23 protein-coding genes are annotated in these 19229 nt (G+C 65.3%); 14 read left to right on the top strand and 9 right to left on the bottom strand.

All coding sequences use genetic code 11. The annotated features are described in order from the left end of the window. Both JHD73_RS13240 and JHD73_RS13235 read left to right on the top strand, forming a co-directional pair. On the top strand, window positions 1–332 hold a 332-nt coding region (locus JHD73_RS13240; protein WP_199030732.1), incomplete at its 5' end, for a phosphatidylglycerol lysyltransferase domain-containing protein. Beyond that, window positions 329–2116: a virulence factor gene (locus tag JHD73_RS13235; protein ID WP_199030731.1), complete on the top strand. Its 1788-nt coding sequence runs from the start codon at window positions 329–331 to the stop codon at window positions 2114–2116. The genes JHD73_RS13240 and JHD73_RS13235, both read left to right, overlap by 4 nt. Here the strand turns inward: JHD73_RS13235 and JHD73_RS13230 are convergent. Continuing rightward, a complete protein-coding gene (locus tag JHD73_RS13230) occupies window positions 2113–3087 on the bottom strand; it encodes an AraC family transcriptional regulator (RefSeq protein ID WP_199030730.1) in 975 nt (324 codons plus the stop codon). The two genes, JHD73_RS13235 and JHD73_RS13230, sit on opposite strands and share 4 nt — an antisense overlap. Before the next feature lie 143 nt (window positions 3088–3230). On the opposite strand from JHD73_RS13230, the gene JHD73_RS13225 reads away from it, so the two are divergent. Beyond that, window positions 3231–4085, top strand: a complete 855-nt coding sequence (locus JHD73_RS13225; RefSeq protein WP_199030729.1) for an NAD(P)H-binding protein — start codon at window positions 3231–3233, stop codon at window positions 4083–4085. A gap of 88 nt (window positions 4086–4173) precedes the next feature. Continuing rightward, window positions 4174–4911, top strand: coding sequence for a hypothetical protein (locus JHD73_RS13220; RefSeq protein ID WP_233176947.1), 738 nt, complete (start codon window positions 4174–4176; stop codon window positions 4909–4911). Between the two features lie 8 nt (window positions 4912–4919). Here JHD73_RS13220 and JHD73_RS13215 read toward each other — a convergent pair whose 3' ends face one another. The 3 genes from JHD73_RS13215 to JHD73_RS13205 all read right to left on the bottom strand — a co-directional run bounded on the left by JHD73_RS13215 (window position 4920) and on the right by JHD73_RS13205 (window position 8378). Then, window positions 4920–6632 carry a SulP family inorganic anion transporter gene (locus JHD73_RS13215; protein ID WP_199030728.1) on the bottom strand — a complete coding sequence of 571 codons (1713 nt, stop codon included), beginning with the start codon at window positions 6630–6632 and terminating at the stop codon, window positions 4920–4922. A 98-nt stretch (window positions 6633–6730) separates the two neighbouring features. Further along, window positions 6731–7237, bottom strand: coding sequence for a hypothetical protein (locus JHD73_RS13210; protein ID WP_199030727.1), 507 nt, complete (start codon window positions 7235–7237; stop codon window positions 6731–6733). A 214-nt stretch (window positions 7238–7451) separates the two neighbouring features. Beyond that, a complete protein-coding gene (locus JHD73_RS13205) occupies window positions 7452–8378 on the bottom strand; it encodes a LysR family transcriptional regulator (protein ID WP_199030726.1) in 927 nt (308 codons plus the stop codon). 112 nt (window positions 8379–8490) lie between these two features. Between JHD73_RS13205 and JHD73_RS13200 the strand changes: the two genes are divergently transcribed. The 6 genes from JHD73_RS13200 (at window position 8491) to JHD73_RS13175 (ending at window position 13435) form a co-directional block, all read left to right on the top strand. Continuing rightward, a complete protein-coding gene (locus JHD73_RS13200) occupies window positions 8491–9240 on the top strand; it encodes an SDR family oxidoreductase (RefSeq protein WP_199030725.1) in 750 nt (249 codons plus the stop codon). A gap of 62 nt (window positions 9241–9302) precedes the next feature. Then, the gene (locus JHD73_RS13195; RefSeq protein ID WP_199030724.1) at window positions 9303–10229 is read left to right on the top strand and encodes an alpha/beta fold hydrolase; all 927 of its coding nucleotides are present in this window, start codon (window positions 9303–9305) and stop codon (window positions 10227–10229) included. A 64-nt stretch (window positions 10230–10293) separates the two neighbouring features. Continuing rightward, window positions 10294–10938: a transcriptional regulator gene (locus tag JHD73_RS13190; RefSeq protein WP_199030723.1), complete on the top strand. Its 645-nt coding sequence runs from the start codon at window positions 10294–10296 to the stop codon at window positions 10936–10938. Between the two features lie 7 nt (window positions 10939–10945). Beyond that, window positions 10946–11920, top strand: coding sequence for a threo-3-hydroxy-L-aspartate ammonia-lyase (locus JHD73_RS13185; protein WP_199030722.1), 975 nt, complete (start codon window positions 10946–10948; stop codon window positions 11918–11920). 99 nt (window positions 11921–12019) lie between these two features. After that, the gene (locus JHD73_RS13180) at window positions 12020–12409 is read left to right on the top strand and encodes a RidA family protein (RefSeq protein ID WP_199030721.1); all 390 of its coding nucleotides are present in this window, start codon (window positions 12020–12022) and stop codon (window positions 12407–12409) included. A gap of 153 nt (window positions 12410–12562) precedes the next feature. After that, entirely contained in the window at window positions 12563–13435 is an 873-nt protein-coding gene (locus tag JHD73_RS13175) for a PilZ domain-containing protein (RefSeq protein ID WP_199030720.1), read from the top strand. Between the two features lie 7 nt (window positions 13436–13442). Here the strand turns inward: JHD73_RS13175 and JHD73_RS13170 are convergent, their stop codons facing one another. Then, window positions 13443–14333: a LysR family transcriptional regulator gene (locus JHD73_RS13170; RefSeq protein WP_199030719.1), complete on the bottom strand. Its 891-nt coding sequence runs from the start codon at window positions 14331–14333 to the stop codon at window positions 13443–13445. A gap of 112 nt (window positions 14334–14445) precedes the next feature. Between JHD73_RS13170 and JHD73_RS13165 the strand changes: the two genes are divergently transcribed. The 4 genes from JHD73_RS13165 to JHD73_RS13150 all read left to right on the top strand — a co-directional run bounded on the left by JHD73_RS13165 (window position 14446) and on the right by JHD73_RS13150 (window position 16712). After that, entirely contained in the window at window positions 14446–14883 is a 438-nt protein-coding gene (locus tag JHD73_RS13165; RefSeq protein ID WP_199030718.1) for a multidrug/biocide efflux PACE transporter, read from the top strand. A gap of 129 nt (window positions 14884–15012) precedes the next feature. Then, on the top strand, window positions 15013–15651 hold the full coding sequence (locus JHD73_RS13160) for a helix-turn-helix transcriptional regulator (RefSeq protein WP_199030717.1): 639 nt from the start codon (window positions 15013–15015) through the stop codon (window positions 15649–15651). Window positions 15652–15734: 83 nt separating this feature from the next. Beyond that, window positions 15735–16118 carry a helix-turn-helix transcriptional regulator gene (locus JHD73_RS13155; RefSeq protein WP_199030716.1) on the top strand — a complete coding sequence of 128 codons (384 nt, stop codon included), beginning with the start codon at window positions 15735–15737 and terminating at the stop codon, window positions 16116–16118. 54 nt (window positions 16119–16172) lie between these two features. Then, window positions 16173–16712, top strand: coding sequence for an SRPBCC family protein (locus JHD73_RS13150; protein ID WP_199030715.1), 540 nt, complete (start codon window positions 16173–16175; stop codon window positions 16710–16712). Window positions 16713–16736: 24 nt separating this feature from the next. Here the strand turns inward: JHD73_RS13150 and JHD73_RS13145 are convergent, their stop codons facing one another. From JHD73_RS13145 to JHD73_RS13130, 4 genes are all read right to left on the bottom strand, one after another. Continuing rightward, a complete protein-coding gene (locus tag JHD73_RS13145; protein WP_199030714.1) occupies window positions 16737–16955 on the bottom strand; it encodes a DUF1059 domain-containing protein in 219 nt (72 codons plus the stop codon). 140 nt (window positions 16956–17095) lie between these two features. Beyond that, a complete protein-coding gene (locus JHD73_RS13140; protein ID WP_199030713.1) occupies window positions 17096–17626 on the bottom strand; it encodes a DUF3455 domain-containing protein in 531 nt (176 codons plus the stop codon). A 52-nt stretch (window positions 17627–17678) separates the two neighbouring features. Next, on the bottom strand, window positions 17679–18077 hold the full coding sequence (locus tag JHD73_RS13135) for a DUF488 domain-containing protein (protein ID WP_199030712.1): 399 nt from the start codon (window positions 18075–18077) through the stop codon (window positions 17679–17681). Between the two features lie 48 nt (window positions 18078–18125). Next, window positions 18126–19154 (bottom strand): ABC transporter substrate-binding protein, encoded by a 1029-nt coding sequence (locus JHD73_RS13130; RefSeq protein WP_199030711.1) that lies wholly within the window; start codon window positions 19152–19154, stop codon window positions 18126–18128. Window positions 19155–19229 lie beyond the last annotated feature (75 nt).

Here is a 19229-nt window from a genome sequence, read left to right as displayed (position 1 = left end):
CCGTGCCGCCGGGCACGATGGACTTCCTCTTCGGCAAGCTGATCCTGCACTTCCAGGCCGAGGGCTATCAGCGTTTCGGCCTGGGGATGGCGCCGATGTCGGGCATGGTCGAGCATGAGCTTGCGCCGCGCTGGCACCGCTTCGGACGGATGATGTTCCGCCACGGCGCGCGCTTCTACAATTTCCGTGGGCTGCGCAGTTTCAAGGACAAATTCGAGCCGATGTGGGAGCCCCGCTACCTGCTCGTGCGCGGCGGCTTGGCGCCGCTATTCACATTGACTGACGTTGCCGCGCTGATCGGCGGCGGGTTGAAGGGAGTGATCTCCAAATGAGTTGGCAAGCACCGCGCACGCAAGAGGCGCGGCATCGGGGAGTGCAACACACCGGGCGGCGCGTGGTGGCGATGGCCGCCACGGCAATCGCGTGCTGGCTGGCGACGTCGTTGACCGTGGCGGCGGAGGCGCCCGCGGCCGCTTCCGCACCCAAGCCCACGCCGGTGCAGGGGCCGGTGCTGGTGCCGCCCGTGGGCATGACGGGTGCCAGTGGTGTGACGGCCGTGCCGCCGCAAGGCGAAATGCTGCCGCGCCTGCAGATGAGCGCCACCGCCGTGACCGCCAACAAGGCTGCCAATGGTGGCGTGCTGTCGCTGCCTGTGGTGGCGCCGGCTACACCGGCTGCCGCGCCCGGCGCCGTCGAGTTCGTCACGCACGGGCGTTTTCGTGATGTGCCGGTCTATAAACCCAAGGGCGAGATCCGTTCTGTCGTGCTGATGCTCTCGGGCGATCAGGGCTGGACGCCTGCCACCTCGCGCATGGCGCAGAGCCTGGCAGAGCAGGGCGCGCTGGTGGCCGGCCTTTCCACGCCCGCACTGTTTTCAAGCCTCGAGGCAGACCTGGGCGATTGCGCTTTCCCTGATGGCGATCTGGAAAACTTCAGCCGCTTCCTGCAAGCCTACGAGAAGGTGCCGGGTTACTACCCGCCCATCCTCGTGGGTGACAACGAAGGCGGTGCGCTGGCCTACGCAATGATTGCGCAGGCACGCCCGAACATCTTTGCCGCAGCCATGTCGATGGAGTTCTGCCCGGTGCTGGAGCTGCGCAAGCCGCTGTGCAAGGGCGAGGGCGTGCACTTCAGCCGCCGCCAGAGCGAAAGCCGCACCACGGCCAAACGCACCAAACCGCCGGAGAACGCAGGCGTGGTGCTGCTGCCGGCCACGAAGTTGTCGGCGCCGTGGGTGGCGCTGCAGTCGGGTACGCTCACACCGTTTGCACGCCGCTCCGGCCCGCTGTGCGAGGCACGCGCCACGCAGGCCTTCATCGACACGATTTCCGGTGCGCAGTCGGTTGCGCTGCCCGCTGTGCAACCGGCTGCGCCGGGCGCCGCCAACGTCCCCCCTGTGACTGCAAGCGAGCCGTTCAAGGCCGCCTTCGCCAAACTGAACGCGCAGCGCAAGCCGCCGCCCCCGCAGCCGCCCGCAGCCGTGTCGGATCTGCCCATCATTGAAGTGGCCGCGCAGCCGGGCACGTCGTCGGAGCTGTTTGCGATCCTGCTGTCGGGTGATGGCGGCTGGGCCGGGCTCGACAAGGAGGTGGCCGCCGCGTTGTCCAAGTCGGGTGTGCCCGTGGTCGGCATCGATTCGCTGCGCTACTTCTGGACCCCGCGCACGCCGGCCTCGGCCGCGGCCGACATGGATCGCCTGGTGCGCTTCTACGCCGCGCGCTGGAAGAAGAGCAAGGCGTTGCTGATTGGCTATTCACAGGGTGCGGATGTGCTGCCCTTCATCGTCAACCGCTTGCCTGCGGCATCGCGCGAGCATGTGGCACTCGCTGTGATGATGGGCCTGGGCAAGCGTGCCGATTTCGAGTTCCACATGACCAACTGGGTGTCGAGCAGCGCGTCGGGCCTGCTGATCCTGCCCGAAGTGCAGAAGCTGCCGGCTGGCCTGGGCATGTGCATCTATGGCAAGGAAGAGAAGGACACCAACTGCCCGGGCCTGGACCCAAAGCAGGTCCAGCTTGTGAAGTTGCCCGGGGGCCATCACTTTGACGGTGACTACGCCAAGCTGGCACGCATCATTCTGGAAGGCGCCCGCGCCCCCGGCCCGACTGCGCGCTAGGCCGTCGCTTCCGGGGTCGCGCTGCGGCGAGCGGCCCCGGGCGTCACCCCATTGAACCGCTTGAACGCACGGCTGAATGCCGCCTCCGACTGGTAACCCAGCCGGCTGGCGGCCTCGGCCAGCGGCAGACGCTCTTCCTGCAGCCAGCCCAACGCAATCTGCATGCGCCAGCGTGCAACGTATTGCATCGCCGGTTCGCCCACCAACCGTGTGAAGCGTGCGGCAAATGCCGAGCGAGACATTGCGGCCTCGTTGGCCAGGGCGCCGAGCGTCCACTCCCGCGCGGGCTCGCGATGGATCAGCGCCATCGCGCGGCCGATCTGCTTGTCCTGCAAGGCCCCTACCCAACCGCTGCGTGCAGCCGGATCGCGTTCAATCCAATCGCGAATGGCGAGGATGACGAGAATGTCCGCCAGCCGCGTCACCATGGTTTCACCGCCGGGCTGGGGCATGCGGGCTTCTGCGGCCATGAAGCGCAGGGTTTGCTCGATCCATTGCGCGTGCGGTGATTGCCGGCTGTCGATGCAGAGCGCCGCCGGCAGCACTGCCGCCAGCCGTTGCGCAGCCGGGTGGCCGAAGCGCACCGCTGCACAGATCATCTGCGCGGGTTCGCCGTTGCCGCCGTGGCGCAGCACTTCGTAGCGCTCGCTCATCAGTTCACGCGGCAATTCGAACAGGCCCGCGCAGGCCACACCCGGCTGGCTAGTCAGCCGGTGCCCGGTGCCGCGCGGCACGATGGCCAGATCGCCGGGGGCCAGCGCGCGTGCCGGCTCGCCATCCACCTCCAGCCAGGCACGGCCGCTGGCCACCACGTGCAGCATCATGCAGTCGGGCATGGGCGGCAGCGCCAGCCCCCACGGCGCGGAGAACTCCGAGCGGCAATAGAACACGCCGCTCATGCGCAGAAAGTGCAGCGCTTCGCCCAGCGGGTCGATGTGGGTCCAGGGGGGTGGCGTGTTTGTCGAAGTCATGGCGACATCCTGAGCAACAACGTGCGCATTGTGCGCTGATCTGGACGATCGAGCATCAACGGCGGACGCCAAATCACATCCGAAATGGGCCAGCTTTCCATACTGGAGGCGTCTTCCACCCAAAAACCTTCAGGAGTCTTGCCATGCAGATCGTCCAAGCTTTCCCCGTGTCCTCCGTCCTCGTTCTGGGCGCCACCGGCAAGACGGGTGCGCGCGTTGCACAGGGTTTGCGTGCGCACGGCGTGACCGTGCGTGAGGGCTCGCGCAATGCCAACCCGGCCTTTGACTGGGCGGACCCGACCACATGGCCAGCAGCATTGGCCGGCATGGACGGCGTCTACATCACCTACCAACCAGACCTGGCCGCGCCAGGCGCCGAGACGGCCATCCACGCATTCGTTGCGGCGGCCACGGCGGCCGGCGTGCGCCATCTTGTGCTGCTCTCCGGCCGTGGCGAGCCCGCCGCGCAACGCTGCGAAGCCATCGTGCAAAACAGCGGCCTCGCCTGGACGTTGCTGCGCGCCAGCTGGTTCAACCAGAACTTCAGCGAAGGCCACCTGCTGGAACCCGTGCTGGCCGGCGTGATTGCGCTGCCTGGAGGCAACATCGCCGAGCCGTTTGTGGATGCGGGCGATCTGGCCGATGCTGCTGTCGCCGCCTTTACCGACGCGCGCCATATCGGCCAGTTGTACGAGATGACCGGCCCGTGCGCGCTGACCTTTGCCGAAGTGGCCGAGATCCTGAGCGATGCGCTCAGCCGCGATATCCACTATCAGCCGATGGCGGCGGATGCGTACGTGGAAATGCTCTCCGACTACGTGCCGCGCGAGTTTGCGGCGTTTCTTGGTGGGTTGTTTGCAGAGGTGCTCGATGGACGCAACGTGCACGTGACCGATGGCGTGCAGCGTGCGCTGGGCCGGGCGCCGCGTGATTTTGCGGACTATGTGCGGGAGGTGGTGCAGACGGGCGTTTGGGATACAGCCGAAGCGATCCGATAGCGCGGTCGAGTATTACCAGCACATCACTTCGACTGCCAGGCGGCGCGGCATAATGACCGCGCCTATTAGCGCGATTCGGGGGGGTCGGATGGCAGCACTCCAAACCGGGGTCATCGTGGTTGGCCTGGTTGCCACGCTGGCTGCATTTTCAGTGCGAGGGCGCTTCAAGAGCGAACGTCGTGAAGCGTTCATCCAGAACTACCGCTGGCCGCCGGGCCTGCTGGAGCGCTTTGCCGAGAAGCATCCCGATCTGACCCCGGCCCAGCGCGAGCAGGTCGTGCGCGGGTTGCGACAGTTCTTCCTTGTCCACCTGCGCAGTGATTGCGACTACGTGTCGATGCCCTCGCGCGTGGTCGATGACCTGTGGCACGAGTTCATTCTCTACACACGCGAATACCGCGATTTCTGCCGACGTGCATTCGGCAAGTTTCTGCACCACTTGCCCTCTGCCGCACTCTCGCCGTTGCGCAAGCGTTCCAACGTCGGGCTGCGCCGCACATGGTGGTGGGCTTGCCGGGAGGAGTCGATCAACCCGCGCAATCCCGATCGGCTGCCGCTGCTGTTTGCCATCGACCACCAACTTGCCATTCCCAATGGCTTTCACTACGTGCCGGATTGCGCCGCCATCCTGCCCGGTGGAGAGGTCATGCAATGCGGCGCTGATTTTGCCAGTCGCCGCATTGACGGCACCATCGAGGGCTTTGGCAGAAAGCGCGACAGTGGCTGTGGCGCGAGCAGTGGTTGCGCCGGCAGTGGTGGTGATGGCAGCGGTTGCGGCGGCGACGGTGGTGGTTGTGGAGGCGACGGCGGTGGCGGTGGCGACTGAGTCCGCCGTCAGCGGCCGGCGCCGTCTTCCGTCAACGACTGCACACACTCATCCACACTCAGCTCGTGCAGCATCTCGGGCCGCAGCGTGTCATCCGTGGCACGTTGCAGTACCGTCAGTGCACGCGGCTTGAGCCGCACGAACATCAACTGCAAACCGCGCGCCATACATTCCGCAGCAAAGATGCGCAGCGCCTCAATGGCGGAGCCGTCCACGTCGGGTGTTTCCTCCAGGCTCAGCATGACTGCGCGCAGTGGCGGTTGCTGCGGTGCCTGCATCAGCGTGCGCACCTTGCCCAATACGCGCTCCGTGTTGGCGAAGAACAGCGGCACTTCTGGCCGCACTATCAGCACGCCAGGCAGCGGCTTGGCATCGGGGTGCAAGGACACGTCAACAAAGTCATGGCTGTCGCGCAGACGGCCGAGCAGGCTGACGGTCGGCTCGGAGAGCTTGCGCAGCGTCAGCAGCAGGCTGACGCCAATCGCGGCCAGCAGCCCGTGCAGCACGCCCAGCACCAGCACGGCAAGCAGGGCGGCAATCACCACAAGCCGATCCCGGTGCCACGACCAGTACGGTTTGAACACGCTCGGGTGCAGCGAATGGCTGACCGCAAAGATCACGATGGCCGCCAGTACCGGCTCGGGAATGCGCGCCAGTTGCGGCAGGAACAGCCAGACGATCAGCGCCACCACGGCTGCCGCGCAAAGCCCGGCCAGGCGTGATTGCGCACCCGCGGCCTCGTTGGCGGAGGTCGCCGAATACCCGGCACCTACCGGCATGCCGTGCAGCAGGCCAGAGAGCAGGTTGGCGCAACCCAGCGCGACGAGGTCTCGGTTGGCGGAGATGCCATCGCCGTGCTTGAGCGCGAAGTTGCGGATGGAGCCATACGACTCGGCATAGAGGATGAGCATGAGCGCGAAGCCGAGTTCGAAGCTTTGCATCCACTCCGCACGGCCAAGATCCGGCACGCCGAAGGTGATGTTCTGCAAGTCGATGTGGCCGACCACGGCAATGCCATACGCATGCCAGTCGAGCCAGTAGCCCGCCGCAATGGCCAGTACGATGACGACGAGCGTGGCCGGAATGCGGCCCCCCCAGCGCCCGAGGCCAAACAGCAACGCAAGCGCCACGGCACCCAGTGTCGTGCTGTAAGGGTTGGCGCTGGCTGCGCTGCTGAGCAGGTCGAGCGCAATGCGCGGCGTGTCGCTGTGGTGTACCGCCACGTCGAGGATTTTCGGCAACTGCTTGATGGCAATCGTCAGCGCCAGCCCAAAGGTGAAGCCGCGCAGCACGGGCCGCGCGATGAAATCCGACATGCCGCCCAGCCGCCCCACGCCTGCGAGGATGAACAGCAAGCCTGTGGCAACGATGAGCGCCGACGCCAGCGTGAGCGCCGTGCCCGCGTTCCCAGGTTCTGACAGCACCGTCGCAAACAGCACGGCTGCTGACGACGATGTGGCCGACACAATCGCAAAGCGGCTCGATCCGACCAGCGCATACACCACCAGCCCCGAGAGCAGTGCGATCAACCCGGCCTGTGGCGGCAGGCTGGCAATCCCTGCATACGCAACGGCTTCGGGCAGCAGCAGGCCGGCGATCGAGAACCCCGCAATCACGTCACGCAGCACGCGTTGCTGCGCAGGCAGTGGCGGCGCGCTCAACGGCGCGTAGTGGTCGGGGCGCTGGAGGGCGGTGGAAGGATGTTCGTAGCGGGGGGGCATGCGGTGCAACGGTGAGGCAGAAAAGGAGTACGCCGCGACCCAGGTGGGCCGCGGCGTGCAGGGCGCGCTCTAGACGTTCCGAGCGCGACGGATTCGGCTTACTTGGTACAGGCCTTGTTGTGGCTCGGGTGCATGCCTTGGGCCTTGGCATCAGCCTCCGTCATGTACGAGCCTTGCTTGGTCTTGCCGTAGTAGCGGTCGCCCGGGCAGTGGTAGACCTTGGTGGTGGTGTTGGCCCAAACTTTGTCGGGGCCGCCGCCGGGGGCGACAGCGCCTGCTGCTGCCGCTGGCTTGGCGGCGGGTGCGGTGGCTGCGGCGGGGGCGGCCGGAGCTGCAGGCATGGCCGGGGCGGCTGCGGCGGGCGCTGCGGCCATCGGTGCTGCAGGGGCGGAGGCGCCGGCAGCGCTGGCCTTCTTGTCTACGCCGCCGTGGCCATGGCAGGCCCCCTTGAGCGTTGCACCGGAATACGGTGTGCCGTCCTTGCAAACCGCGTGGACAGCGGCAGGTGCTGCGGCCGGTGCCGTGGCCGGCGCGGCGGTGCCTTGCGCAAACGCCGAGCCCATTACCAGCGCGCCCATCGAAAACATCAACGCAGACAGTTTCATAACGAGACCCTCAACGAGGCACGGAGATACGTGCGTGACCGATTAACGCCGGGGGAATGCTTGCGTTGACCAAACCGAGGGTTTGTCTGAGGGCAAATGCCCCGGTGTTGATCATTCCGCAACAGTTGGCGGCCTGTGGATGATGCGCCGGTTTTGTGCGATGCGGCGCCAGCGCCATCCCAGCATAGGCGAGATCACCCGGCAGGGCGAATCTTCAGGCGAAGGCGTCGATGCCTTGCACGAGACGCTTGGCCAGGCGTGGTTGACGCAGTTGCTCCAGCCACCATTGGAGCGCTCTGCCTTCGTCAAGTCCATCGCCGCTGCGCCAGCCGACGTAGAGCAGGTTGGGCTCGCGCGGGTCGGTGGTGCGTTTTTCCACCAGCTCGCCGCGTGCAAGGAGCGACGTCACCCGATGTTTCGGCAGCCAGCCAACGCCTAGGCCGTCACGCTGCGCGAGCGTCTTGGCGTGCATGCTCGGCACGGCCAGCGTGGTTTGCCCGCCGACGGTGCCATAGGCGCGGCCGGCCATCTGGCGCGAGGAATCAGCCACCACTACGCCGCGGTGCCGGGCGATTTCCTCGCGCGTGAGTGGCGCCTGGATGGCCGCCAGCGGATGGCGCGGTGACACGGCAAACACCCACTCCACCACGCCCAGTTCAAACCACCCCAAGTTGGGGATGGCCGGCGGCTCGTTGGTTGCCCCGATGACCAAGTCGGCGCGGCCGTCGCGCAGCGCTTCCCACGTGCCCGCCAACACCTCATGCGTAACGCGCAGCGCCACGCCTGATTGCAATGCGTCAAACGCGTGCATGACGGGCATGAGCGACTCGAACTCCAGCAACTCGTCGGTCACGATCCATAGCCGGTCTTCCCAGCCGTTGGCCACCTGCCGCACGCGCTGCGTCACACGCGACACATCCTGCGCCAGCCGCGCGGCCTCTTCGGTCAGAAGTAGCCCGGCGCGCGTGAGCTGCAGCCGGTAGCGGCGCCGATCAAAGAGCAGGGCGTCGAAACGCTGCTCCAACTGCCGCGCTGCATACGACACGGTGGAGGGCGCCTTGCCCAGTTGCGCCGCCGCGCGCGACAGGCTGCCCGTCTGGCGGATGGCCTCCAGCAAAGCCAATTCTTCGTCCGTCAACATGTGCAATTCCTTCGAACATGTTCATTGTCCGGATCGTATGGCAAACCGCTTGCCCCCGTCCACACTGCAGTCACGCGATTGTTCAAGTTCAACTTTCCTACTGGAGGACATCATGAATCGCTTCGAAGGCAAGACCGTTCTGGTCACTGGCGGCAACAGCGGTATTGGCCTGGCAGCCGCCCAGGCATTTGCGCAGGAAGGCGCGCACGTGGTCATCACCGGGCGTGATGCAGCAGCGCTGGAGACGGCGCGCGCCACGCTTGGCAGCAATGCGATTGCCATCCGCAACGAAACCGGCACCGTGGCTGCTGCACGCGACCTGACACGCCAGTTGCAGGAAGCCGGCGTGCGTCTGGACGCCGTCTTCATCAACGCAGGCATGGCCAAGTTTGCAGCCGTGGCGGACGTGGAGGAGGCCATGTGGGACGCCACCTTCAACGCCAACGTCAAGGGTGCGTTCTTCCAGATTCAGGCGTTGCTGCCCATCCTGAACCCGGGCACCTCGATCGTGTTGAATGGCTCCATCAACGCACGCATCGGCATGCCGAATTCGTCGGTGTATGCGGCGAGCAAGGCGGCGTTGATCTCGCTGGCCAAGACGCTGTCGGGTGAACTGCTCAGTTCGGGCATCCGCGTCAACGTGGTCAGCCCCGGCCCGGTCAGCACGCCCATCTACGGCAAGCTCGGCCTGCCTGCCGATGCGCTGGCTGCCACGGCCGCGCAGATCCAGAGCCAGATTCCGCTGGGCCGCTTTGGTCAGCCCGCAGAGATTGCCGCCACGGTGCTGCACCTGTCGGCGCCGGAATCGGCCTTCATCGTCGGCACGGAAATCATTGCCGACGGCGGCATGAGCCAGCTCTAAGCCCATCCCCTTGTTCCTGCGGGCCGCACGCACGCTGTATGCGGCTCGCGCTGGAGACCATCATGAAGATTCTTCCTACCCTGGCGCGCCACCTGGGCGCCGCGCTGATCGGTCTGGCCGCACTGCAGGCGCAGGCCGCCCCCGCTGTGCAAGACCGCATCGTCGATGCCGCCGGCCTGCAGATCCACACGCTGCAAGCCGGCAATGGCCCCGAAACCCCCGTCGTGCTGCTGCACGGCTATGCCGAGACCAGTCATATGTGGTTGCCGTTGATCCCACGCCTGGCCGATCGCCGCGTGGTGCTGGCGCCAGACCTGCCGGGTGCCGGCACGTCGTCGATTCCCGCCTCGGGCTTTGACAAGAAGACGCTCGCGCAGGACATCCACACCATGGTGCAGGCCATGGGCTACCACAAGGTCAAGCTGGTCGGCCACGACATCGGCCTGATGGTGGCGTACGCCTACGCCGCGCAGTACCCCGATGAGGTGGAAAGCATCACCCTCATGGATGCCTTCCTGCCGGGCGTGGGGGATTGGCAGAAGGTCTGGCTGCTGCGCGACCTGTGGCACTTCCATTTCTATGGCGACACGCCGCTCAAGCTGGTGCAGGGCCGTGAGCGCATCTACTTCGAGCACTTCTGGAACGACTTTGCCGCCGATCCGACGCACTCGGTGCCCGAGGCCGATCGTCAGTTCTATGCGCGCACTTACGGCCAACCGGGCCGCATGGCTGCGGGGTTCGAGTATTTCCACACCTTCCCGCAGGATGCGGAGGACTTTGCCGGCTTTGCCAAGACGCCGCTCAAGATGCCGATGCTCGTGCTGGCGGGTGAGAAGGCTTCCGGCGCTTTCCTGATCGAGCAGGCCAAGCTGGTGGCCACGAACGTGAACGGCGTCACCGTCAAGGGCTCTGGCCACTGGTTGATGGAAGAAGCGCCTGAGCCGACCATGACGGCGCTGGTGCGCTTCATCAACGCGCCCGCCCAGTAAGCAGAGTTTTGAGTAGGCCACATGATATTGACGAAATGTCAGTAACTGACGTATCGTCAATGCCATGACACTCGCTGAAGAAAACCACCTTCTGCTGCGCGAAGGCCGCAAGATCGTCGAGGCGCTGGGCAAGACCCTGGCGCCACTGGTGGAGGTCGTGTTGCATGACCTGACCGACCCTGATCATTCCGTTGTCGCCATCGCCAACAACCTCTCGGGCCGCCAGGTGGGCGATGCCGTGACCGAACTGGGTCTGGCGCGCATGGCCGACCCGGACTTTCCCGAAGTCATTGAGAACTACGCCAACCGGTTTCCCGACGGGCGGCCGGCCAAGAGCACATCCATCGGCTTGAAGAACAGTCGCGGTGATTACGTGGCCGCCATCTGTCTGAACATGGATGTGTCGATGCTCGGTGCCGTGACGGCGGGGCTTACCCAGTTGATGCGCGTGGACGTGGCGGTACCGCCGGTGCCCGAATCGCTCACCTCCCGCCGCGTGGAAGACGTGCGCGCCGCACTCGAACGCTTTGCCGCCGCACGCAACACCACGCCCATGACCATGACGCTGGACCAGCGCCGCGAAGCCATGCGCGAGTTGGAGGCCAGCGGCCTGCTGAACCTGCGCCGCGCGCTGTCAGAGGTTGCGCAAACGCTGGGCGTAGCGCGCTCCACTGTCTACACCTACCTTCCCGAGAACACTCCAACCTGAGCCCGCCATGAGTCTGCCCATTTCCTACGACGACGTTGTTGCCGCCCACGCCCGCCTGCAAGGCGTTGCCCACAAGACGCCCGTGCTGACGTCGAGCACCGCCAACGCCACGACCGGCGCCGAGCTGTTCTTCAAGGCCGAGAACTTCCAGCGCATGGGCGCGTTCAAGTTTCGCGGTGCGTACAACGCGCTGTCGCAGTTCACGCCGGAGCAGCGCAAAGCGGGCGTGATCACGTTCTCGTCGGGTAACCATGCGCAGGCGATTGCGCTGTCGGCACGGCTGCTTGGCATGCGCGCCGTGATCGTCATGCCCAAGGACGCACCGGTCGTGAAGGTGGAAGCCACGCGTGGCTACGGCGGTGAGGTGGTGTTCTTCGATCGCTACACCGAAGACCGCGAAGCCATCGGCCGCAAGCTGGCGGAAGAACACGGCCTGACGCTCATCCCGCCGTACGATCATCCGCATGTGATGGCCGGGCAGGGCACGGCCGCTAAGGAACTGATCGAAGAGGCGGGCCCGTTCGACGTGGTGCTCGCACCGCTGGGCGGTGGCGGGCTGCTTTCGGGCACCGCCACGGCGGTGCGCGCGCTGAACCCAGCGTGCAGGATCATCGGCGTGGAACCCGAGGCCGGCAACGACGGCCAGCAGAGCTTCCGCAAGGGCGAAATCGTCCACATCGATACGCCCAAGACACTGGCCGACGGTGCGCAGACCCAGCATCTGGGCAACTACACGTTTGCAGTGATCCGCGAGCTGGTCGACGACATCGTCACCGTGAGCGACGCAGAACTGGTAAGCACCATGCAGTTCTTCGCCAGCCGCATGAAGGCGGTGGTCGAACCCACCGGCGGTCTGGCCGCTGCTGCTGCACTGACCGGCAAGGTGGACGTGCGCGGCAAACGCGTCGGCGTGATTCTCTCGGGCGGCAATGTGGACCTGCAGCACTTCGCCAAGCTCGTGCTGGGGCGGTATGAGCAGTAAGCAGGGGCCCCGCACAGCGGGGATGCGCACGGCCGCGAATGCCGCCAGCCACCGACACCACCGAGGCACGATGATCTACAAGGGCAAGGAGGTGGCCGCATGAGCGACGCGCGCTACCTGAACGCGCCGGACTTGCGTCCGCCGGCTGGGCATTATTCACACGCTGTCTGCGCCCATGGTTTCGTGTTTGTGGCAGGGCAGATTCCGGTCACGCCCACGGGCGAGAAGCTGGTCGATGCGCCGTTCGAGACGCAGGTGCGTCAGGTGCTCGCCAACCTCGACGCGGTGCTCGCGGCTGCGGGCACCAGCCGCACGCGCCTCGTACAGGTGCGCGTGTACGTGACCGACATGGAAACGCATTGGCCAGCCTTCGACGCGCTGTACCGCGATTGGATTGGCGAGTTGCGCCCGGCGCGCGCCGTGGTGCCGGTGCCGACGCTGCACTACGGTCTGGCCGTCGAGATTGAAGCGACCGCGCTGGCGGGGTGACGCAAACGCTTGGTGTTGATGTGTGTCAGGCAAAGGGCAACGCGCAGCAGTTGATCTCCGCGCGTTTGCCAGCCATTGTTGCAAAATGGTCGTCATACCTGCCAAGGCACAGGCCTTGGATATAACTCTGAAACACGCGCCCTAACGCCAGCTATGACCCAGCCTACACGGCAACTCACGCAGGAAGACGTACCGATTGGCCAGCCACTGCCGTTTGCCCTGGCGGACAGTGGAGGAAGGCTGCTGTTGCCGGCTGGGGCGGTTGTGCCTGATACGGAAGACGCGCGACTGTTGTTTCATCATGGCCCGGTGATGGTCTCCGACCAGCCAGGCGATGTCACCGTCGCGCCACCGGGCGAAGCGGCAGAGGGTAAGCCGCGCTTGGGCGCAACCGGCCTGTCGATCGGCACCATCCTGCAGGTTCAGGAAAAATCCGCCCCCGTGCGAGGCCCCTTGCCGTGCCGCTTGATTGGCTACATCGAAGGCGAGGCGCTGTTCATCACGCAGCCCGCCGATGCCAAGCGCACGCTGCGTCCCGAGATTCGTGATGTGCTGCTGCTGCGCGGCTTCTCTGGGCGCGCGGTGGTCAGCATGCTGTGCAGCGTGGCGGCGTTGGGGCAGTTTCCCTCGCCATACATCGTTCTTGCGATGCCGACCAAGGTGCACAAGGTGCAGTTGCGCAAGGCAAAGCGCGTGCAGGTTCGCATTGGTGCGACGATGCGCGCGGAGGGGCAACCGGCAACGGCCGCAGACCGTGTCGCCATCATCCGCGATATCTGCCTCAACGGTGCGTTGGTGCAAAGCGTTGGTGCCGTGTTCCAGCCCGGCGATTGGCTGAACCTGGACTTCAGCGCCTACGTGGATGGGCAGCAAGAAGACTTCTCCATCACGGGGCGTGTCGCCAGCGGCTCGCCTGCGCTGGGTGCGCCGGCATCTGCATTTCCGTCGTTTGGTGTGGAGTTCTCGCTCTCGAAAGAGCAGACGGCGCGGCTCTCGCGCCTGATCATCGAGCGGCTGGACGAGTAAGCCGCGCTTACGCCGTCTCCGCCAGCATCGTCTCCAGCAGCCACGCGCCGGCCTGGCCGAGCGTGCGCTTGCGTGACCACACTACATCGACCGGTAGTTGGCGGGGCCAGCCGCGTGCGCGCACCTCATGCAAGCGGTCAGCGGCAAAGTGGTCGACCAGCCAGCGTGGCAGCTCCGTCCAGCCAAAGCCCAGCACGGCCATTTCCAGCAGCATCAGATAGCTCGGCGCAGACCACCGGCGCAGGCTGCGCACGGGCGTGGTCTCCGCACGCGGGCCGACCGGATCGACAAAGGTATTCAGGCGCAACTCGCGCGTCTCGCGCAGCACCGCGTGCGGCACTTCTGCATCACCGTATTGCGCGAACGGATGCTGCCGCCCGACAAAGAGGCCGATTTCAGACTGCTCGGCAATGGTGGCCGCACCAATGTCGGGCGGATAGGCCGGCTGCGTTGCCACCAGCCCCAACTGAGCACGGCCCTGCTGGATGATGTCGACCACGTCTTCGTACTCGGCGATCAGGCATTCGAGTTCCAGGTCGGGAAAGCGCTGTTCTAGCGCAGCGAGGGTTTGCTCGTAGCGGTCGGACTGGTACGTGTCGGACACCACCAGGGTGAGGCGCGCTTCCAGGCCGCCCGCCATCTGCGCGGCCAGGCGGTCCATCCGCTCGCCGGCTTCAAGCACGCGGCGCACCTGCGTGAGCATGGCGTGGCCGGCCTCGGTAAGGGTCGGCTGGCGCGTGCTGCGGTCGAACAGCGTCAGGCCCAGGTCGATCTCCAGGTTGCCGATCGCCTCGCTGATGGTCGATTGCCGTTTGCCCAGCTTGCGCGCCGCCGCCGAGAACGAACCGAGCGTGGCGGCTTCTGCAAAAGCCAGCAGCGCTTCAGGGGAGTGACGCATGGTGGGCTCCAGGTGGCGGTATCCGCTCAATATATCGGAAAAACCGATACTATCGAACTGGATAGACTTGCTTTTGCCGATGAAAATCACGCCCATTCATCGGAGCCCTGCCATGCAAGTCCCAGCCAAAACCCCTGTTGAGCGCGTCTTCCACGCGCTGACCTTCGAGCTTCTCGCCACCATCATCTGTGCGCCGCTGTTCAGCTGGCTGATGGGCGTGTCGCTTGCACACATGGGTGCACTGACCCTCATGTTTGCCGGCGTTGCGATGGTGTGGAACATGATCTTCAACGCGCTCTTCGAGCGTGTGGAGCATCGCTACAAGCTCACACGCACGTTGGCCGTGCGAGTCGTGCATGCCTGCCTGTTCGAGGGCGGCCTGGTCATCATGCTGGTGCCGCTGGGCGCATGGTGGCTGAACGTGAGCCTGTGGGAAGCCTTCGTGATCGACATCGGCATCATGCTGTTCTTCCTGCCGTACACCTTCTTCTTCAATCTCGCATACGACCACTTGCGGGCCAGGTGGATGGCGCGCCGCGCGCTGGCCTGAGATTCCGGCCTAGGGCAAACGCCTCAGCGCGCCGGCAGGCGCGCTTTCTATAATGAAATCCCTTTTTGCAATGGGTCTCTCGGGGCCGACCGGCCGCGAGTTCTAGCAGTCTGTACTGGGCATCCATCCATGCCGCGTTTTGCCGCCATGCCATCCCATGCCTCGGCAACCGTGCTGCGCCGGTGTTACGAAGCGGCGTGCGCGGGTGATGCCGTGGGCATCATGAACGTGCTGCGCGATGTCTGCAGCGCGGATCATGCTGCGGCTATGGTCCGTTGGCGGGTGGATGGTCGTCTGCATTGGGCGGCCTCTCAAGGTGCGCATACGGCGGATCTACTGCTGCATGCGGCACGTTGCGATGGGGTGGATGCGTGGCCGCTGGCCGATGCTGAAGTGCGCGGTGCGGTGTGGCTGGACTATCGCGTGCATGGCGTGCCGTTGTCGGCAAAGCGTTCAGCGCCGCGGGACCTGCTGCCGCATCTTGCGCAAGCGCTGCCGCTTTGCTGGCAACGCGTTGCTGCCCGTGCCGGCATCGCGCCTGCGCAATCCCCCAGCCTGTGGCTGACCGACGCATTTCGCCTGACCCCGCGCGAAGCTGACGTGGCCGATCTCCTCGCGCGCGGTGCGGATCCGGCGTGCATTGCGCGCACGCTGGGTATTTCGCTCGACACGGTGCGCACGCACCTCAAGCACGTCTATCGCAAGACCAACACGCATAGCCAGTGCGATGTGGTGCGGTTGATGCTGGCATCGTCCGCGCGCCGCTAGCGCCGTCATCCGTCATTTCCCCGCTTCAAAAACATTTCACCATTTGGTTGACAGTTCGGTGTTTGCGAACTAAATTCAACCACATGGTTAAATATTCTTCCGATCAGCTCGACGCGGTCTTCCATGCGATGGCGGACCCGACCCGGCGGGCCATGCTGCACAGCCTGGCTGAACAGCCCCGTACCGTGGGTGATCTTGCGGCGCCGTTCGATATTTCACTGGCCGCCGCCTCCAAGCACATCAAGGTGCTGGAGAAAGCCGGCCTTGTGCGGCGCAGCGTGCAGGGCCGCACGCACGTCTGCAGCCTCGACGCCATGCCCATGCACGCCGGCATGGAGTGGATGCGCCACTACGAGCAGTTCTGGAGCGGCAGGCTCGATGCCCTGGAAGCCGCGCTGCGTGCCGAGGTGGCGACAGAACAGGCACCAGTACCACCCAAGCGCCGCCCTCGACCCCCCAAGCCATGACGCGTGGGCCGGCCGTTTGACTGGCGCCGCATGCATTTCACCAAGGAGAGAACGATGAATGACTACGGCACCCGCATTGCATCCGACACCGTGCGCCTGGAGCGCGTGCTGCCTGGGCCCATCGAGCGCGTGTGGAGCTATCTGGTGGATTCCGACAAGCGCGGCCAATGGCTGGCCTATGGCGAGATCGAGCCGCACGTGGGTGGCAGCGTCGAGCATCGTTTTCACAACAGCAAGCTGACTGGCCACGACGACCCGCCGCCGCCCGAGTTTGCGCGGTACGACGGAGAGCACCTGATGACCGCGCGTGTGTTGGCTTATGCCCCGCCGCATCTGCTCGCCTATACGTGGCCCGGCGGCGGTGAGGTGCCATCGGAGGTGCGCTTCGAACTCGCGCAGGAAGGCGATGACGTGCGCCTGACCGTCACGCATTCCCGCCTGCCCAATCGCGACGAGATGGTCAGCGTGTCGGGCGGCTGGCACACCCACCTTGGGGTACTGGCTGACCGCCTGGCCGAGCGCAGCCCTGTCAGCTTCTGGCAGACGTTTGCGCGGCTGCACGACGAATATCAACGTCGCATTCCGCGCAGCTGAAGGCGGAGCGGGGTACCACTACCGTCACGCGGTCGCCATGGGCGGCCGTTCGGCGGAGGGGGTGCCGTCCTTGAAGAGGGTCTGCAGTTGCGCGCGCAGCTCGGGCGAGTCGGTGTGCTTGTGCACGGACACAGCGTGCTGCACGGCGGCCTCCAGCAACTCGGTATCGCTGTCGGCGCTGATGGCGACCGAGCAGTTGTTCTCGCTGGGGAAGGCGCGGCAATCAATGTAGCGGCGGCCCATGATGGGACTCCTGAAACGGCGACGGCATGACATGGCAGGATGCGGCAGGGTGCCGGTCGCGCGTGTCTTCGTTATAGGTCTGCCCCAGTGATGCGGCGTCACCCACGCAGGGTACGGCACAGGTGATGTCGACGGCGATGTCAGTCGAGAAAGACGTATTGCGCCAGGTATGGGCTGCGGCCTTCCTGCCCTTCTTCCGTGCAGGGTTGTGCGGGTGCGATGCCGCCGTGTGTCTGCAGCCGCTGCACATAGTGCACGCCACTCAATAGCCCTGAGCCGCCAACGGTGGTTGCTTGCAGCAGGAGCAGCGGAATGGCGCCGGCTTCTGCCGTGTTGGCTGCCTGCCGCATGACCTTGCCCGTGATCTTGCTGCCGTCGGGCGCTTCCCAGCTCGGGCCGGCGGCATGCTTGACGACCAGTTTACCGGACGCGTCATACAGATCCGCCAGCGGTGCCTTGAATGCCCACGCGAGCGGTTTGTCACCGTCGCGCTTGCAGACGTAGATCTGTACGCCGGTTGCCGACAGGCTGGCAACGGTGTGGTGGGTGCCGGCGGGTTGAAGCGTGTCGGGTACGGTCTGCGCAAAGGCGGTCTGCGTTGCGGTCCATGCCAATGCAAGCATGGCAGCGGAAGCCATGTGGAGACGGGATGCGCTTGGAATACGGGGCATGAAGACTCCTTGTGCTGGGCGGCGAAGATGCAGCGTGCAATGCGAAGACGTCCTAGTCAGCGATGTTCGCGCCGCGCTCCGTCAACAACGCGCGCAACACGGACCGATGGCAATGGGCTTCCTCTTCGCAATAGCAGCCGACCGAGAGGTTGGTCTGATGTGACAGCGCGGCCAGCATGTCGAGCGTGCGTGCCGCATCGCCGTCGCGCATTTCGGTGCGGAAGTGGCGCACGAACGTCTGCCAGCCCTTGTCATCGTGCGCGGCTTGTGCGGCCTGGGCCTGCTTGACGAGTTCGGGCGTGGGAGAGAGCAGAGGCATCCAGACATCGTAGAAATCGCGGCTGGCGAATTCTTCTTTGGGCACGCCGCGCGGCGGGCGCCGCACGGTGCCGATGCGCAGCCCTTCATCGGGTTGGCGCGGCTCGCCGAGCCGGACGATGCGTAGGGTCATGGATGCCTCCGTGCGAATGCTGCGTGCGGCGCGTTGTCGCGTTGTCGTTTAGGAACCCTGCCGGTTCTGCACCGTCGGGAAGAACAGGTCCTTCCACGCGGCCGGCTTGTTCTTGATGGTGCCCACGCGCTGCATGAATTCGGCGTAGTGTGCCACGCCCACCGGGGTGGTCGTGAAGCGCGAATCCGGGTCGTCGAGGATCTTCTTCACCTCGTCCGGCGAGCTCTTCACCTTCGATTGCGCAATGTAAATTTGCGCCGCCTTCGTCTTGTCCTTGGCGATGAGTGCATTGGCTTCATCCAGCGCCGCCACGAATGCTGCCGACAGCTTCGGGTTGGCTTCGTAGAACTTCTTGCTGGTGTAGGTCATGTCCAGCGTGATGTTGCCGAGCACGTCGACCGTGTTGAACACGCGGTGCAGGCCGGGCGCTGCGGCCTCGGCATATGAGAACGGCGGTGATGCCATGTGGCTGTTGATCTGGCTGCCGCCGGCCAGCATGACGGCGGTGGCGTCCGGGTGGGGCAGCGGTACGGTGATCGGGTCGAGCTTGTTGAATTGCTTGTCGCCGAAGGTCTTGGCGGCGGCCATCTGCAGCACCACGGCTGGCAGTGACGTTTTGATGCCGGGCACGGCAATGCGGTCCTTGTCCGAGAAATCGGCCAAGGTCTTTACGTTCGGGTTGCGCGTCATCAGGTACATCGACGATGAGCTGAGCGACGACAGGCCGCGGACTTCCATGGCGCTGCCGCGTGTCTTGTCCCACAGGGTGAGGAAGCCCGGCACGCCCAGCGAGGCGATGTCGAGCGCGCCGGAGAGCATGGCGTCGTTGATGACGTTGCCGCCGTCGAGAATGCGGTAGCTGACCTTGACGTCGCCCAGGCCGGCGGCCTTGGCCTGCTTTTCCAGCAGGTGCTCGCTGGACATGACCATGATGGGCAGGTAGAGGATGCCGTAGCCGTGGGAGATGCGGACTTCCTTGGCTTCAGCGTGCGCTGCGTTGATGACGCCGCCGAAGAGCGAGGTGGCCAGCGTGGCTGCCATGGTGAGGCGGAGGATGTTGCGGCGGGTTTGCTGCATCTGGTGTCTCCTTGTATTCGTTGATCGTTATGTTGGTGGTGCATCCTGTGTTTCGTCCCCTGCCGGGGCCGACTC

The sequence above is a fragment of the Ralstonia sp. ASV6 genome (assembly GCF_016429285.1).
Classification (GTDB): Bacteria; Pseudomonadota; Gammaproteobacteria; order Burkholderiales; family Burkholderiaceae; genus Ralstonia; species Ralstonia flaminis.
The sequence above is the reverse complement of the archived record's forward strand: the minus strand, read 5'-3'. Positions and strand labels throughout refer to the sequence as shown.

Bases quoted from the DNA above. Each gene is read 5' to 3' on its own strand.
- JHD73_RS13235 (WP_199030731.1), top strand. From the start codon at position 329: ATGAGTTGGCAAGCACCGCGCACGCAAGAGGCGCGGCATCGGGGAGTG.
- JHD73_RS13230 (WP_199030730.1), bottom strand. From the start codon at position 3,087: ATGACTTCGACAAACACGCCACCCCCCTGGACCCACATCGACCCGCTG.
- JHD73_RS13225 (WP_199030729.1), top strand. From the start codon at position 3,231: ATGCAGATCGTCCAAGCTTTCCCCGTGTCCTCCGTCCTCGTTCTGGGC.
- JHD73_RS13220 (WP_233176947.1), top strand. From the start codon at position 4,174: ATGGCAGCACTCCAAACCGGGGTCATCGTGGTTGGCCTGGTTGCCACG.
- JHD73_RS13215 (WP_199030728.1), bottom strand. From the start codon at position 6,632: ATGCCCCCCCGCTACGAACATCCTTCCACCGCCCTCCAGCGCCCCGAC.
- JHD73_RS13210 (WP_199030727.1), bottom strand. From the start codon at position 7,237: ATGAAACTGTCTGCGTTGATGTTTTCGATGGGCGCGCTGGTAATGGGC.
- JHD73_RS13205 (WP_199030726.1), bottom strand. From the start codon at position 8,378: ATGTTGACGGACGAAGAATTGGCTTTGCTGGAGGCCATCCGCCAGACG.
- JHD73_RS13200 (WP_199030725.1), top strand. From the start codon at position 8,491: ATGAATCGCTTCGAAGGCAAGACCGTTCTGGTCACTGGCGGCAACAGC.
- JHD73_RS13195 (WP_199030724.1), top strand. From the start codon at position 9,303: ATGAAGATTCTTCCTACCCTGGCGCGCCACCTGGGCGCCGCGCTGATC.
- JHD73_RS13190 (WP_199030723.1), top strand. From the start codon at position 10,294: ATGACACTCGCTGAAGAAAACCACCTTCTGCTGCGCGAAGGCCGCAAG.
- JHD73_RS13185 (WP_199030722.1), top strand. From the start codon at position 10,946: ATGAGTCTGCCCATTTCCTACGACGACGTTGTTGCCGCCCACGCCCGC.
- JHD73_RS13180 (WP_199030721.1), top strand. From the start codon at position 12,020: ATGAGCGACGCGCGCTACCTGAACGCGCCGGACTTGCGTCCGCCGGCT.
- JHD73_RS13175 (WP_199030720.1), top strand. From the start codon at position 12,563: ATGACCCAGCCTACACGGCAACTCACGCAGGAAGACGTACCGATTGGC.
- JHD73_RS13170 (WP_199030719.1), bottom strand. From the start codon at position 14,333: ATGCGTCACTCCCCTGAAGCGCTGCTGGCTTTTGCAGAAGCCGCCACG.
- JHD73_RS13165 (WP_199030718.1), top strand. From the start codon at position 14,446: ATGCAAGTCCCAGCCAAAACCCCTGTTGAGCGCGTCTTCCACGCGCTG.
- JHD73_RS13160 (WP_199030717.1), top strand. From the start codon at position 15,013: ATGCCGCGTTTTGCCGCCATGCCATCCCATGCCTCGGCAACCGTGCTG.
- JHD73_RS13155 (WP_199030716.1), top strand. From the start codon at position 15,735: ATGGTTAAATATTCTTCCGATCAGCTCGACGCGGTCTTCCATGCGATG.
- JHD73_RS13150 (WP_199030715.1), top strand. From the start codon at position 16,173: ATGAATGACTACGGCACCCGCATTGCATCCGACACCGTGCGCCTGGAG.
- JHD73_RS13145 (WP_199030714.1), bottom strand. From the start codon at position 16,955: ATGGGCCGCCGCTACATTGATTGCCGCGCCTTCCCCAGCGAGAACAAC.
- JHD73_RS13140 (WP_199030713.1), bottom strand. From the start codon at position 17,626: ATGCCCCGTATTCCAAGCGCATCCCGTCTCCACATGGCTTCCGCTGCC.
- JHD73_RS13135 (WP_199030712.1), bottom strand. From the start codon at position 18,077: ATGACCCTACGCATCGTCCGGCTCGGCGAGCCGCGCCAACCCGATGAA.
- JHD73_RS13130 (WP_199030711.1), bottom strand. From the start codon at position 19,154: ATGCAGCAAACCCGCCGCAACATCCTCCGCCTCACCATGGCAGCCACG.